This is a genomic window from Symbiopectobacterium sp. (genome assembly GCF_047692315.1).
GTDB lineage: Bacteria > Pseudomonadota > Gammaproteobacteria > Enterobacterales > Enterobacteriaceae > Symbiopectobacterium.
This window is the reverse complement of record NZ_JBLLJS010000024.1, coordinates 109,312-121,580: the sequence shown is the minus strand read 5'-3', so window position 1 is coordinate 121,580 and position 12,269 is coordinate 109,312. Positions and strand designations below refer to the sequence as shown.

Below are 12,269 nucleotides of genomic sequence, written 5' to 3'. Positions count from 1 at the left end.
CCATTCAGGAATTGGGACGCTGAGAGGATCGAACTTTGGTGATTCCCCCTTGGGGGATATAGGGGGTTTATTATTTATATTCTTGTTATTACCTTCTTGTTCATGTTGTGCGGATGTTTGTGTGGCTTCATGTGCGGGTAAATTGTCTATTTTTTCGGCATATTCGGCGTAGTTCAGGATGGTGATCACCCTTCCCTTTTGCTTCTCGCCGTCGATAGAAATCATCCCCTCTCGCACAAAAACAGACAGCATCCGCTCCACTGCGTCCCGGCTTATTGGCTTCCCTTTCCTGTCACACAATTGCAGCCCTAAATCAGCCGCTGTCACCACCAGTTGACCGGGTTGTGCCACACATGGCCTTTGAAATTCGCTGTGTATGGCTTTCTGGCTGCGTCCATTAAGAGGTTTTCCCACAAGGTTCGCAGGAACACGTCTTTAGCCCATGTTTTTTTCCTGATACTCCGGTACAACGGGATGTAACCTTGCCTCTGGTTCTCCATCCGGTTGCTCCTGAATTGCCCCGGCTCAGGACCGGGGAATTTGATTACCTCTGCGGCGTTCATGTCCTACCCCCTACAGCCGCATAGGCATGATGACCAGCGTTCCATTGCCGAAAGCGCTGTTAAACTCCACGATTGACGCTTCCGTGTTCCCGTTTGGCTTGATCTTGATGCCACAGAATTTCGGGTTGTAGAGCTTGGCGGCCTTTTCGATGTCAGCCAGATAGCCATCGTTAAATCCGATCTCGTCTGTAGGCTTGCTTTTGAAATTTGAGGCGATGTGGTCAATGTCAGGGAAGCGACCATCAATGACTTCACACAGGCCAGCGCCAACGCGAGAGCCATGCTCGTCAAGGTAAGCAACATTCCCTGTATCGGTATCAATCGAGGCTTTATCGAACTTGGATGGCTTGGCACCCTTGATAGCGACGATTATGCGATCTTCCAGCCCATCGGTTTCATGCTCACCGATAAACGCCCGATGACCGTCAGTCGAATACAGCTTTTTGTCTGGAGCAAAACAGATGCCGTTGAGGTAATAACGAACATCCGCTTTTGCTTGGAAAATCATTGCGCTTAACAGCGCGGTTTTGCTGATAGTTAAAATCATGGTATTATTCCTATCGGTTTAAAATTCCATCGTTACCTGAGAATCCTCGGTCTTGCACACCGGGGATTTTTTCTTTGAAATGTTCTCTAACGCATACGAGAACGCCATACTAACTGGGCTGATATCTGATGCCATTCCGAATGCGCACAAAACTGACGCGATAAATCTCCAGTCTGTACGGCTTATCTTCGATTCATGACATCCCACCATTTTTGCCAGCCCCCGATTAGTCAGAGACGACAAAGTGATGAGTAAATCTGTTTCAGCGCGATCAATTTCTTGCTGAGTCGGTTTGCGTGTTTTTGCATGTTCCATTCGTTACTATTTTCCTGTTGTTAAGACGTGACAGCCCTGTGGGGTGCCACTGTGTTATTGGGGGTGAAGCACCCACCGGTTAAGTTGTTTAAAGAGCGGTGTTGCTAGGCGGCGCGATTAGGATGTGGAAAAATTCCCGGCAAATCAGGCCGTATTTCATGAGCCTTAACAATTCCGTCAGTGGCGTTGACGATGGCTTGAACCTTTTCAGGAGAAACCTTTCCGCCGTTCAGCCATTTGTGTACCGCTGGCTGGCTAACGTCACACGCTTCAGCCAGTTTCTTCTGGCTTCCGACGATGCCAAGGGCGCGCTGAATAACTAAATTCATAAAATGTCCTTTTTTGGTTATGGATTAAGATTAATAATAACTCAAGTTATGCGCGCTGCCCATAACCTATGTTATTTGTATTGGGGTAACCGAGGTTATATATTTAGAGGATGAACACATTCTCAGAACGATTAAATGCCGCAATGGAAGCCGCTGGATATTCTCAGGAGCGGTTAGGTGAAGCTGTGGGTCTAACCCAGCCAGCTATCCAGAAAATGACATCAGGAAAGACAAAGGGCAGCAAAAGGACCATAGCTATTGCTAATGTTCTTGGCGTTCGGCCCGAATGGCTGGAGTCAGGTAATGGGGTAATGAGACAAGACGGGGCGGAGCCTCAGAATCCAAACTCTACCATCCCGCCAAAATCAGAGTGGGGCAAGTTAGATCCGTGGGACAGCAAAACCCCATTGAAAGATGACGAGGTGGAAGTTAATTTCCTGAAAGACATCGACTTTTCCTGTAGTGATGGGCGGATCATGGATGAAGACCATAACGGCTTTATGCTGCGATTTTCAAAGTCCACATTGCGCAAGATTGGCGCTAATTCAGATGGTTCTGGCGTGGTCTGCTTCCCAGCAAGAGGCGATAGCATGGAGCCAATCATTCGCGATGGATCGACCGTAGCTATAGATACTAACAACAAGCGAATCATTGACGGCAAGCTCTATGCCATTGGGCAACCGGGCGCAGGTGATAAGCAGTTAAAGCGAATCAAGCAGCTTTACCGCAAGCCGGGTGGAAAGCTGATAATCCGTAGCTTCAACAACCCAGAGGATGAAGTAGCCAATGAGAGCGAAGTTGAAATCATAGGTCGCGTGTTCTGGTGGGCTGTGCTGGACTACTAGCCAGCATAGCAGGTGGGTGTAACAACATGGGGGATTTATAATTGTCTGAAAGAAAGGAAATTTCAAAAGCCGCTGGATTTTCTACATTTTTTGCTGACTTCGCTGGAATAAGTCGCTATGACCAGAACGGGCAAGCTTTTAGCTCTCTTTTATTATGAGAAATGAATCATGAGAAATGAATCCACCCCCGTATATACTAGGGGATGAGTTTCAGGTTGCGGTTCTTGTACAGGCACAGCATGTAGCATCGGTAACAATGACCGAACGGCAAATGAAGGCTCTCTATGAGGTATTAAAGACGCATTATGGGGAAGATCCACAACCTTCTGAGGGATGATTTGTCACAGGGGTTCGGTAGCCAGGTGGATTCCGAGGCATTCTTCCTTGGAAAAATCGCAGCTGGAAAGATTAGTCTGATATCGCTATCTGGAGGTATCGTAAATTACTCAGAAGCTTTCTTACAAATTCCTCAACCAGTTACATCTGGATTAGACCATTCTGGAACTGATGATGTACAATTAAGCAATGACATAAACTCAGATGGAGGCGACGACATGGAAAAGCGATTAGCAGTTCTAGAGACTGAATTTGTGCACATCAAAACAGATGTCTCCGAGCTGAAGAAATCAGTATCTACCATTGAAACCACTGTCAATTCTATTACAAAAATATGGCGGTTATCATGGTAAAACTAGATAACATCACTGATTCTCTTTCCAAAAAGCCATCTTCTGATGCTGTTGATAAAAAAATATCCGATGCCAAACTATCTCAAATAATTTGGACAACAACTTCTGTGCTGGCTATTGTTTCTATAGCATCTGGAATAATAATCAAGACGTTACACGTCTAACATAAACCCGGCCAGCGCCGGTTTTTTTGTGCCCTATTTCCCCTTCCACACCATAGCCGCAGAATCGCGCAGTAACCCTTTGTGAATGACATTGCCAACGGCCTTACGCTTAGCTTCGAGATGCCCGACGATGTTATCGCGGTTTATCTCTACGCCATCAATGATTAACTGAATCACTATCCCGTCGATTTCTCCTGCGATGAACGCTGCACGGTCTTCTTTCAATTCATCATGTTCCATCAACTCGCCCTCCCGTTGCCTTTTCTACACGATAGCACACCAAGCGGATAGCCATGTGAAAAATAAATTTCTTTAGTTATCAACAAAAAATAACTTTTATCATGAAAATATAAATTAAGTTATTGACCACCATCATAACTTAAGCTATCTTTCTTATCACAGCAGGACGCTGGCGAACTTAAACGGATGTGCGCTCTTTAACAATAGACTCGTGGGTGTTTCACCCCAAAAAGAATGTTTAACCAAACAGGAGGTGCCGAAATGGTGCACTAACGCGGTTAGACCGCAACCAATACCTGATTGATTTCAGGTGGCGCGACGACGGTGTTACAGGTCGGGCTCCCACGGCGACGTAGTGAGGGAGAGGAGGCGAAAGCATCACTGAGTTACGGGTGGCGTCCGATTTAACGCGTAAGCAGCCTAAAACGACAAGCGGATTTACCCTGCCGATGCTGGTTCAGGTCGGTAGGCATAAAACCACTGGAGAAATTAAAATGCCAAGAAACAGACACAAGAACCTGGCTCGTGCCATTGCGCACCAAGCAGAGAAGAACGCAGATATTCGGCTGGCAAAGAAAATCGAAGTAGCGATGTCTGGATGCTCAGAACGCACGTTGAAAGCGCTGATTGAGTTGCCGCGAGTGAAAGAAGAATGCAACGGCTCAGCATGCATCCCTGATGTGGCGCTATTTCGCGCGGGGCATCGCGGGAAAACCAAAAGCATTTATCAAGCGAGGTGAGCATGGATAGATTCGGGAAAGAGCGTGCAGTAAGAAGCGTATCTGGATATTACTTTCCTCGCCCTCATGAGGTATGCCTTGGTAAGAATGAGGATGCATTCAACCGAGCAAAACAAGAGGTGATATCGAATATGAAGAACCATATTACTGAAATAGAAAATCTATCTTACGAAGATTTTTTAAACCTTGCGAAAAAAGGAATTGATTAGGCTGCCTAACCGCAGCCTTTTTTATTGCATCCGATTAATAACTGAATCAGTACAGAGGTGAGATATGTCAAGCAGAATTAGCGACAACCATAAAAAACGGCTTCATCATCTTTATTCAGAGTTTAGCGTTAGGGTTGAGCGCTCAATAAATGGATTTAAAGTAATTGGCTTGGGGAATAACACAGAGCCACGAGCCTCAGACCTAGAATCGACAATCACTCTGGCAGAAAAAGAATGCCAGAGAATTTACAGTAAATACCTTTAACCCCCGCGCCAACACCAGATAACGCACGAATAACCGCCCTAATGGGCATTGGAGATAGAGATGATTAAGGAGCAGAGAGCGATAGTTTATTTAGCTCCAACGAAAGGTAGGCGATATCTCTCAAAGAGAGCAGCGATAAACGCAGAAACCATAGCAATAATCTTAAAAAAATACCCACCAGAGAAACCGGAAAGTGATGAGTTCGGTCGATTAACTTACCCCGGATTTGATATCAGGTACGACAATGAGCCTGATTTCAAAAGTTGTTCCGCAGATTACGCCGCATCATCGCTAAATCAGTAATAGCCGATTAAGTTCGGCTTATACCCATGCCGATTAGGTCGGCATATTTATAAATCAACGGGAGGGAGTGATGAGTGAAATTAAAGATTTGACGACAGTAGATATTAAGCCAGAGCAAGCACCTGTGCTTTATGTTCCTAATGGCCTTGAAGATTACCTGAACCATATCCGCGAAATGGCAAAAGAAGTACCGGACGTCAACACGAAAGAAGGTCGTGCCCGTATTGGCTCGCTGGCTCGCGCCGCAATGCTCCAGTTGTCCGGTAATTCCGAACAAGCGAAGCCGACATTCTATATATCCACCCCTGAATCAGTCTGCGCAAGATAACTCCAAGAGCGGTTTTGCGGATCCAGCTCCGCCAACTCTCCGGTGTCGACGGATAGTTCGATAGCCGTGCCGCGCAAAACGCTGGCGGGGTGGCGGGAGTTTGGTTGACCTCAATCCGCAAGACCTTGCGCCGCGCATTGATGCGTATTTATCCTCCGCTCCGCAGCATAAGGGGGAGTAGATGATACCTTTCATTTCAAATTTTGCTCTTCGATTCAGAAATGCAAGAGCAGCGATTCGCCAGATTAAAAACGGAGAGTGGGAACCTCGCCTGAATACCACTGACAATTATCACTATACGGCATATAGATGTGGTCACATGCTGTGGATGGCAAACGGGCCATTCTTTTGCGATTTAAAAGACCCACATAGCTATGAGGATTTGATGGCATTTGGTCTGATATGCCGGCATTGGGTATGGTGGGCTGCCGCAAGAAAATTAAAGGCAGATGCCGACAGAAAAACTCGCAGTAAGCGAAAAATACCTGAACTTTAACCAGCCGCCGAGAGCGGTTTTTTTACGCCTGAATTAAGGAGATGAGGATGAGTAAGCATACAGAGGGCCTGTGGGTATTCGGCGTGAAGTCATTCACTGATGGTGTTCAGGAAAAACCATATACATACAATTCTGGCGCTTATTACAACAATCCGGGGATATATGGCGCAAATGGAAATGAGGTTGTGAGATGTGATGAATACTACATTTTCAGCAACCGGGCAGATATAGCGCTTCTTGTTTCGGCACCGGATTTGTTTGAGGCGCTGGAATCTCTACTGGAGTTGGCTGTGCACAATGAAGTCAAAATATACGGAGAGTGGGGAATGGGTCGTACATGGAATCAAATAAAGAAAGATGGCGATGCACCAGAGGAAATACTAAAGGCTATTGCCGCCATCGCGAAAGCCAAGGGGGAATCATGAAGCGAACAACGCTAACAGCAAAGCTATTAGCGGCTTTTTATTGGCAGCGTGGCTGCTATGGAGCGTGACATGATGCGCATACCGTTACCAAAATGGTTATTGGCCACTATCACAGTGGCCTTTTTATTTCTCTTTAGCTGGCATATGGAGCAGAAGAACGCTGTATGCGCATTTATCGGACTGGCCTGCTTCGTGTGGTGCCTGGCTGAACTTGTGCAGCGCATCGTAGAGTTTTTCAGAAACAGGAGGAAGCCATGAGCATATTTGAATGGACTGTAGCAATCCTCTTCGGGCTGAATTTGTTTCGGGTTATTTAAGTGAGGTGACGATTGAACGATGAAGTGCTAACCCTGCAAGAAATATCCTCTCTACTGAAAGTCCATCCTGAAACCATAAAGTCACTCGTACAGCGCGGCATCCTTCCTGCCACTGACATCGGCACTGGACAGCGACATAAATACCGGTTCGTAAAATCAGCATGCCTTGAAGCGATGTCAAAACCGATCAACACTGTCGCCGTGAATGCGGGTGACATGACCGAGACAAAACCATGTCAATCAAACAAAGGAATGGTATCTGGCACTGTGATTTCACTACGCCGGATGGGAAGCGAGTTAGACAGTCTCTTGGGACGGAAGACAAGCGAGAGGCGCAGGAACTCCACGACAAGCTAAAGGCTGATTCTTGGCGATCTGCAAAACTGGGTGAGGCTCCGGTTAAGCTGTTCGATGAGGCGTGCATTCGGTGGCTGCGAGAGAAATCGCATAAGCGGTCATTGGATGCTGACAAGTCGAAAATAACGTTTTTCCTCGATCACTTCCACGGACGGGAGTTGTCTACGATAACGAATGACCAGATTCAGGTAGCGATATCGAAAGCATATGACCGGAAGCACAGAGCGCGATGGGAAGAGATGCGTGACAGGATGAAGCGCGAGGGGAAATCCGTTTCGGCGTACAGGCCAAAGCCGATATCTGAATCAACCAAATACTCTCTACAGGCGTTCATGCGTGCGCTGCTACGGATAGCGGCTAACAAATGGGTATGGCTTAACTCCTTGCCAGTTGTTAAGGCTAGGCAGCCGAGAAACAAGCGGATCCGCTGGCTAACTCACGATGAGGAGAGAACGCTTATAGATGAGTTGCCAGACCACCTGAAGCCGGTTGTGACGTTCACCCTAGCTACTGGCCTGCGCCGCTCTAACATTCTTGACCTTGAGTGGTCTCAGGTGGACATGCAGAGAAAGATGGCATGGATTCATCCAGAGAATGCAAAAGGCGGAAAAGCGATAGGGGGTTGCGCTGAACGATACGGCATGCGGAGTATTACGCGGGCAGATAGGGAAACATCACCGCTGGGTATTTGTTCACGAAATATCAGCGACAAAACCTAATGGTGAAAAAAACACCAGAAATAAGGAAATTAAGGGTTGATGGAAATAAGGCTTGGCATGCTGCATTAAAAAGGGCCGGAATTGAAAACTTTCGCTTTCATGATTTGCGACATACATGGGCGAGTTGGTTAGTTCAATCCGGCGCTCCTTTATCTGCATTACAAGAGATGGGTGGCTGGGAGTCAATAGAAATGGTACGCAGATATGCACATCTGTCGCCAAATCATTTAACTCAACATGCCAAACAAATAGACAGCATTTTTGCCAAGAATGGCAAAAATACGGCACAAGGGATAATTGTGGAAATAAAGAATGCGATATAAGTGATTGATATTGTTGGTGGGTTGTGTAGGGCTCGAACCTACGACCAATTGATTAAAAGTCAACTGCTCTACCGACTGAGCTAACGACCCATCATTGTGCCACCACGGCGTTTTCACCTTGCCTTGGCAACGGCGGCATATATTACTAACTTATCCGCTCAGTGCAACCTATTTTCCTGAAAAACTGTTTAACTGCTTAATCATCAAACGGCAAAGCACAAAAATCGCTCATGCAGCGCAATTTTTGTGCCTGAAAAGGGGTTAAAGCCCAGTCAGCCATTTTTGCGCCTGCTTGGCACTTTCGGTGTTGGGATATTGTTTGATGACCTGCTGGTAGACAGCCTTCGCTTTATCCGTCTGACCCTTTTCCTGCATGATCACCCCAACCTTGAACAAGGCTTCAGAACTTTTGGGGGATTTGGGGTAATTCTTGACCACGTTCGCAAAATAGTAGGCGGCGGCGTCTTTCTTACCTTTGTTGTAGTTCAACTGACCCGGCTAGTAGTTGGCATTAGGCTGGTAGGTTGAATCAGGATACTTCTTGATAAATGCCTGAAAGGCGACAATTGCCTGGTCGTACTGTTTCTTCTCTAACACCAGTGCAGCCGCAGCGTTGTAGTCGCTGTTGGCGTCACCGGTACTGGCTGGCGCCGCCGCGCCCGCACCATTACTGGCGGGGCTGGAGGTGGAGGCACCCGTATCAGTGGACGGCGCAGAAGAAGACGATGCCGACGGCGTTGAAGACGAAGAGCCCATACTATCTATTTGCTGATAGATTTGCTTCTGGCGTTCAACAACCTGATTTAACTGGTACTGATTTTCCTGAATCTGCCCGCGCAAACTATCAATATCGCGCTGCGTATCAGAAAGCTGCTGCTGAAGTTGAGTTAAAAGCTGGCTGTGAGCGTTGGAAATACGCTCCATTTGGGTGACACGGTCTTCCACCGAGCCAGAGCCGACATTACTGATTGGCGCTTGGGCAGTAGCGGCCCAAGGGACCGCTACGCCAACCAATAACGACAGACCCACGAGATGACGTCTGAAGTTACTGTTCATGCAATGCTCTTAGTATACCAGGACCGCACGACGGTTTTTGGACCATGCAGCTTCGTCATGACCCAGAACCGCAGGTTTCTCTTTACCGTAAGAAACGATAGAGATCTGATCGGAAGAAACGCCTTTGCCTTGCAGATACATCTGCAAGGCATTCGCACGACGTTCGCCCAGCGCGATGTTGTATTCCGGTGTACCACGTTCGTCAGCATGACCTTCGATGGTCACTTTGTAGGACGGGTTGCTACGCAGGAAGGAAGCGTGCGCGTCCAGCATCTGAGCGAAATCAGAACGGATATCGTACTTGTCCAGATCGAAGTAGACGATATTGTTGCGTTGCAGCTCTTGCATTTGCAGGCGAGCCTGCTCAGAAGAAGACATATTGCCGTTTTCATAACCGCTGCCTGCAGTGCCAACGGTAGACTGGTCATTGCCGTCTTTCTTGTGTGAACTACATGCGGCGATAGCCAGCACCGGCAGAGCCAACATCAGGCCTTTCAGTACTTTATTGAATTGCATCTCTTATGTCCTTTGAAAAAAATTATTTATGTTTATAAATACGGCGACCAGGCAGGGAATTTAACCTGACCATCAGTTGCCGGAAGACGCGCTTTGAAACGCCCGTCAGTAGACACCAGTTGCAGCACTGAACCCAGCCCTTGCTTAGAGCTGTAAATCACCATTGTGCCGTTCGGTGCGATACTCGGCGTTTCGTCCAGATAGGTGCCCGTAATGACTTGAACGGCCCCCGTCACCAGATCTTGTGTAGCGGTATGCTGAGCACCACCGTTGGAACTCACCATCACTAACATTTTTCCATCGTCACTGACTTCTGAGTCCTGATTCTGCGCCCCTTCCCACGTGAGACGCTGCGGAGCTCCGCCATTGACGTTAATTTTGTAGACTTGTGGACGTCCAGCCTGATCAGAAGTATATGCCAAAGTTTGGCTATCGGGGAACCAGGTTGGCTCAGTATTATTGCTGCGACCATCCGTCACCTGGCGGATCTGACCGGAGCCGATGCCCATGACATACAGGTTCAGGCTGCCGCTCTTGGAAAGCGCAAAGGCCAGTTTGCTGCCATCCGGGGAGAACGCCGGTGCGCCGTTATGGCGCGGGAAAGAAGCAACCTGACGGATAGCACCATTCGCCAGCGTTTGAATCACCAGTGCAGAACGACCACTTTCGAAGGTCACGTACGCTACTTTGCTGCCATCTGGCGACCAGGCCGGTGACATCAGCGGCTCCGGAGAGCGATGTACCACAAACTGGTTGTAACCATCGTAGTCAGATACGCGCAGTTCATAAGGGAACTGACCGCCATTGGTCTGTACCACATAGGCGATACGGGTACGGAATGCACCTTTGATGCCCGTTAATTTCTGGAACACTTCATCGCTGGCGGTGTGCGCGGCGTAACGCAGCCACTGCTTGGTGACCTTGAACTGGTTTTGCGCCAATACGCTGCCCGGGTTACCCGAGGTATCCACCAATTGGTAAGAGATCACGTAGCTGCCATCAGCACCTGGCTGAACCTGACCGACGATAACAAAATCAATACCCAGAGCCGTCCAGGCAGCAGGGGTGACTTCCGAGGCGGAACCCGGCTGCTGCGGCATATGGCTGGGATCGATAGGATTGAATTTACCGCTGTTACGCAGATCCGCGCCAACGATACCGCCAATATCCTCAGGAGCTGCACCGCCGCCAGCCCACTTGAACGGAACCACGGCGATAGGACGTGCCGAGTCAACCCCTTGGGTAATCTCGATACGCACTTCGGCGTGCAGCGCTGTGACCCACAGCATTAAAAAACCTAGTGCAACTTTACATGCCTGCTTCATTTCATCTCCCTTATCCAGACGTATCGCCTTAGATAAATTAGCAGAATTTTAACAAACCGGTATCAACAAAACACAATACCAGGGAGTGATGCCATCGTCCTTGTCCTAAAGGTGCCGCATCGACCCCTTTAGCGTCGGGTACAGCACATTCCGATTATTGCGGTTTGAAATCAATCGGTGCGTTTTTGAAAGCTTCATACACATCCGTGCTTGGCGGCTTCGGTATTCTTGCCTGCTTCGCTGCGGCAATCGCCGCCTGACACAGTGCCGGATCGCCACTTTCCGCCTCAACGGAAACTAACAGACCATCCGGTGCAAGTTTGATGCGCAATGTACAGGTTTTACCCCGATAAAGCTGCCAATCATAGAATTTCCTCTGGATCGCCGCGCGCACCTGACCGCCGTAGCTGTCAAGGGCTGCACCCGATGCGCCACTCTTTTTCGCCGCGCCGGCACCGGCTGGCGCACCGCCACCCGATTTAGGGGCATTTTTCGACGATGCCAAACCACCGAGCAAATCGTCTACTGAATCAGACTGGGCGGCGTCTTTTTTATCCTCAGCAGCTTTAGCTTTCGCGTCTGCTGCCGCTTTAGCCTTGGCCTCTTCCTCAGCCTGCTTCTTCGCGGCTGCGGCAGCGGCTGCCTGTTTCTTCACTTCTTCTTCAGCTTTTTTCTTTGCGTCAGCGGCGGCTTTTGCTTGTTGCTCTGCTTCCGCTTTTGCTTTCGCGGCAGCCGCTTCTGCCTGCTGTTGCTGTTCTTTAGCCTTGGCCGCAGCGGCTTCCGCCTGCTTGCGTTGTTCAGCTTGCTCTTGCGCCTGCTGCTTGGCCTCTTCCTGCGCCGCAAGACGCTCTTTTTCAAGTTCTTTTAAACGTTGTTGCTCAGCAGCCTGCTTTTGATGCAACTCTTCAGCTTGCTGTTCAGCCTGCTTTTTGCGCAACCGTTCAGCACGCTTTGCATCGCTCTGCTGCTGTTGCTGGCGGTTGTACTGTTCAACGACGGCATTAGGATCAACCATAACCGCATCGATTGCCGAGCCGCCGCCACCGCCGCCACTGGCATCCATCGAGGAATGGAATGAGCTCCAAACCAACAAAGCAATCAGTATGATGTGCAAAACGGCCGAGACAATAAAAGCGCATTTCAACTTATCAGGTTTTTCGGTGGCCTTTAGCACAAGCGGTTCCCAAATACTGTGTTG

General features: G+C 48.6%; 17 protein-coding genes, 1 tRNA gene and 3 pseudogenes. 11 read left to right on the top strand and 10 right to left on the bottom strand.

Translation table 11 applies throughout. The annotated features are described in order from the left end of the window. Window positions 1–45 precede the first annotated feature (45 nt). The 4 genes and pseudogenes from ACMZI0_RS15075 to ACMZI0_RS15060 all read right to left on the bottom strand — a co-directional run. Window positions 46–500: pseudogene (locus tag ACMZI0_RS15075) on the bottom strand (replication protein); the annotation flags it as partial. Window positions 501–573: 73 nt separating this feature from the next. Then, entirely contained in the window at window positions 574–1,110 is a 537-nt protein-coding gene (locus ACMZI0_RS15070; RefSeq protein ID WP_415673557.1) for a hypothetical protein, read from the bottom strand. A gap of 18 nt (window positions 1,111–1,128) precedes the next feature. After that, the gene (locus tag ACMZI0_RS15065) at window positions 1,129–1,425 is read right to left on the bottom strand and encodes a CII family transcriptional regulator (protein WP_415673556.1); all 297 of its coding nucleotides are present in this window, start codon (window positions 1,423–1,425) and stop codon (window positions 1,129–1,131) included. Between the two features lie 104 nt (window positions 1,426–1,529). Further along, the gene (locus tag ACMZI0_RS15060) at window positions 1,530–1,754 is read right to left on the bottom strand and encodes a transcriptional regulator (protein WP_415673555.1); all 225 of its coding nucleotides are present in this window, start codon (window positions 1,752–1,754) and stop codon (window positions 1,530–1,532) included. Between the two features lie 110 nt (window positions 1,755–1,864). On the opposite strand from ACMZI0_RS15060, the gene ACMZI0_RS15055 reads away from it, so the two are divergent. From ACMZI0_RS15055 to ACMZI0_RS15045, 3 genes are all read left to right on the top strand, one after another. Then, window positions 1,865–2,599: an XRE family transcriptional regulator gene (locus ACMZI0_RS15055; protein WP_415673554.1), complete on the top strand. Its 735-nt coding sequence runs from the start codon at window positions 1,865–1,867 to the stop codon at window positions 2,597–2,599. 305 nt (window positions 2,600–2,904) lie between these two features. Continuing rightward, a complete protein-coding gene (locus ACMZI0_RS15050) occupies window positions 2,905–3,288 on the top strand; it encodes a hypothetical protein (protein WP_415673553.1) in 384 nt (127 codons plus the stop codon). Continuing rightward, window positions 3,282–3,452 carry a hypothetical protein gene (locus tag ACMZI0_RS15045; RefSeq protein WP_415673552.1) on the top strand — a complete coding sequence of 57 codons (171 nt, stop codon included), beginning with the start codon at window positions 3,282–3,284 and terminating at the stop codon, window positions 3,450–3,452. The genes ACMZI0_RS15050 and ACMZI0_RS15045 overlap by 7 nt, the downstream gene beginning before the upstream one ends. 33 nt (window positions 3,453–3,485) lie before the next feature. Here ACMZI0_RS15045 and ACMZI0_RS15040 read toward each other — a convergent pair whose 3' ends face one another. Then, complete coding sequence (locus ACMZI0_RS15040; protein WP_415673673.1) at window positions 3,486–3,692, bottom strand: hypothetical protein; 207 nt, start codon at window positions 3,690–3,692, stop codon at window positions 3,486–3,488. 494 nt (window positions 3,693–4,186) lie between these two features. On the opposite strand from ACMZI0_RS15040, the gene ACMZI0_RS15035 reads away from it, so the two are divergent. The 8 genes and pseudogenes from ACMZI0_RS15035 to ACMZI0_RS15000 all read left to right on the top strand — a co-directional run bounded on the left by ACMZI0_RS15035 (window position 4,187) and on the right by ACMZI0_RS15000 (window position 8,174). After that, window positions 4,187–4,432, top strand: coding sequence for a hypothetical protein (locus tag ACMZI0_RS15035; protein ID WP_415673551.1), 246 nt, complete (start codon window positions 4,187–4,189; stop codon window positions 4,430–4,432). Window positions 4,433–4,434: 2 nt separating this feature from the next. Next, window positions 4,435–4,641 carry a hypothetical protein gene (locus ACMZI0_RS15030; protein ID WP_415673550.1) on the top strand — a complete coding sequence of 69 codons (207 nt, stop codon included), beginning with the start codon at window positions 4,435–4,437 and terminating at the stop codon, window positions 4,639–4,641. Between the two features lie 325 nt (window positions 4,642–4,966). Next, on the top strand, window positions 4,967–5,209 hold the full coding sequence (locus ACMZI0_RS15025; RefSeq protein WP_415673549.1) for a hypothetical protein: 243 nt from the start codon (window positions 4,967–4,969) through the stop codon (window positions 5,207–5,209). Window positions 5,210–5,279: 70 nt separating this feature from the next. After that, window positions 5,280–5,537, top strand: coding sequence for a hypothetical protein (locus tag ACMZI0_RS15020; RefSeq protein ID WP_415673548.1), 258 nt, complete (start codon window positions 5,280–5,282; stop codon window positions 5,535–5,537). A 181-nt stretch (window positions 5,538–5,718) separates the two neighbouring features. Then, the gene (locus tag ACMZI0_RS15015) at window positions 5,719–6,033 is read left to right on the top strand and encodes a hypothetical protein (RefSeq protein ID WP_415673547.1); all 315 of its coding nucleotides are present in this window, start codon (window positions 5,719–5,721) and stop codon (window positions 6,031–6,033) included. Window positions 6,034–6,080: 47 nt separating this feature from the next. Then, window positions 6,081–6,458: a hypothetical protein gene (locus ACMZI0_RS15010; RefSeq protein ID WP_415673546.1), complete on the top strand. Its 378-nt coding sequence runs from the start codon at window positions 6,081–6,083 to the stop codon at window positions 6,456–6,458. 341 nt (window positions 6,459–6,799) lie between these two features. Then, on the top strand, window positions 6,800–7,132 hold the full coding sequence (locus ACMZI0_RS15005) for a helix-turn-helix domain-containing protein (RefSeq protein WP_415673672.1): 333 nt from the start codon (window positions 6,800–6,802) through the stop codon (window positions 7,130–7,132). Beyond that, window positions 7,015–8,174 (top strand): annotated as a pseudogene (locus tag ACMZI0_RS15000) (site-specific integrase). The gene ACMZI0_RS15005 and the pseudogene ACMZI0_RS15000 overlap by 118 nt, the downstream one beginning before the upstream one ends. 14 nt (window positions 8,175–8,188) lie before the next feature. On the opposite strand, the gene ACMZI0_RS14995 reads toward ACMZI0_RS15000, so the two are convergent. The 5 genes and pseudogenes from ACMZI0_RS14995 to tolA form a co-directional block, all read right to left on the bottom strand. Next, window positions 8,189–8,264, bottom strand: a tRNA-Lys gene (locus ACMZI0_RS14995). 171 nt (window positions 8,265–8,435) lie between these two features. Continuing rightward, window positions 8,436–9,230 (bottom strand): annotated as a pseudogene (cpoB, locus tag ACMZI0_RS14990) (cell division protein CpoB). Between the two features lie 9 nt (window positions 9,231–9,239). After that, entirely contained in the window at window positions 9,240–9,746 is a 507-nt protein-coding gene (gene pal / locus ACMZI0_RS14985; protein ID WP_415673545.1) for a peptidoglycan-associated lipoprotein Pal, read from the bottom strand. 32 nt (window positions 9,747–9,778) lie between these two features. After that, the gene (gene tolB, locus ACMZI0_RS14980; RefSeq protein ID WP_415673544.1) at window positions 9,779–11,071 is read right to left on the bottom strand and encodes a Tol-Pal system beta propeller repeat protein TolB; all 1,293 of its coding nucleotides are present in this window, start codon (window positions 11,069–11,071) and stop codon (window positions 9,779–9,781) included. A gap of 154 nt (window positions 11,072–11,225) precedes the next feature. Beyond that, on the bottom strand, window positions 11,226–12,245 hold the full coding sequence (tolA, locus tag ACMZI0_RS14975) for a cell envelope integrity protein TolA (RefSeq protein WP_415673543.1): 1,020 nt from the start codon (window positions 12,243–12,245) through the stop codon (window positions 11,226–11,228). Between the last annotated feature and the right edge of the window lie 24 nt (window positions 12,246–12,269).

Bases quoted from the DNA above. Each gene is read 5' to 3' on its own strand.
- ACMZI0_RS15070 (WP_415673557.1), bottom strand. From the start codon at position 1,110: ATGATTTTAACTATCAGCAAAACCGCGCTGTTAAGCGCAATGATTTTC.
- ACMZI0_RS15065 (WP_415673556.1), bottom strand. From the start codon at position 1,425: ATGGAACATGCAAAAACACGCAAACCGACTCAGCAAGAAATTGATCGC.
- ACMZI0_RS15060 (WP_415673555.1), bottom strand. From the start codon at position 1,754: ATGAATTTAGTTATTCAGCGCGCCCTTGGCATCGTCGGAAGCCAGAAG.
- ACMZI0_RS15055 (WP_415673554.1), top strand. From the start codon at position 1,865: ATGAACACATTCTCAGAACGATTAAATGCCGCAATGGAAGCCGCTGGA.
- ACMZI0_RS15050 (WP_415673553.1), top strand. From the start codon at position 2,905: ATGGGGAAGATCCACAACCTTCTGAGGGATGATTTGTCACAGGGGTTC.
- ACMZI0_RS15045 (WP_415673552.1), top strand. From the start codon at position 3,282: ATGGTAAAACTAGATAACATCACTGATTCTCTTTCCAAAAAGCCATCT.
- ACMZI0_RS15040 (WP_415673673.1), bottom strand. From the start codon at position 3,692: ATGGAACATGATGAATTGAAAGAAGACCGTGCAGCGTTCATCGCAGGA.
- ACMZI0_RS15035 (WP_415673551.1), top strand. From the start codon at position 4,187: ATGCCAAGAAACAGACACAAGAACCTGGCTCGTGCCATTGCGCACCAA.
- ACMZI0_RS15030 (WP_415673550.1), top strand. From the start codon at position 4,435: ATGGATAGATTCGGGAAAGAGCGTGCAGTAAGAAGCGTATCTGGATAT.
- ACMZI0_RS15025 (WP_415673549.1), top strand. From the start codon at position 4,967: ATGATTAAGGAGCAGAGAGCGATAGTTTATTTAGCTCCAACGAAAGGT.
- ACMZI0_RS15020 (WP_415673548.1), top strand. From the start codon at position 5,280: ATGAGTGAAATTAAAGATTTGACGACAGTAGATATTAAGCCAGAGCAA.
- ACMZI0_RS15015 (WP_415673547.1), top strand. From the start codon at position 5,719: ATGATACCTTTCATTTCAAATTTTGCTCTTCGATTCAGAAATGCAAGA.
- ACMZI0_RS15010 (WP_415673546.1), top strand. From the start codon at position 6,081: ATGAGTAAGCATACAGAGGGCCTGTGGGTATTCGGCGTGAAGTCATTC.
- pal (WP_415673545.1), bottom strand. From the start codon at position 9,746: ATGCAATTCAATAAAGTACTGAAAGGCCTGATGTTGGCTCTGCCGGTG.
- tolB (WP_415673544.1), bottom strand. From the start codon at position 11,071: ATGAAGCAGGCATGTAAAGTTGCACTAGGTTTTTTAATGCTGTGGGTC.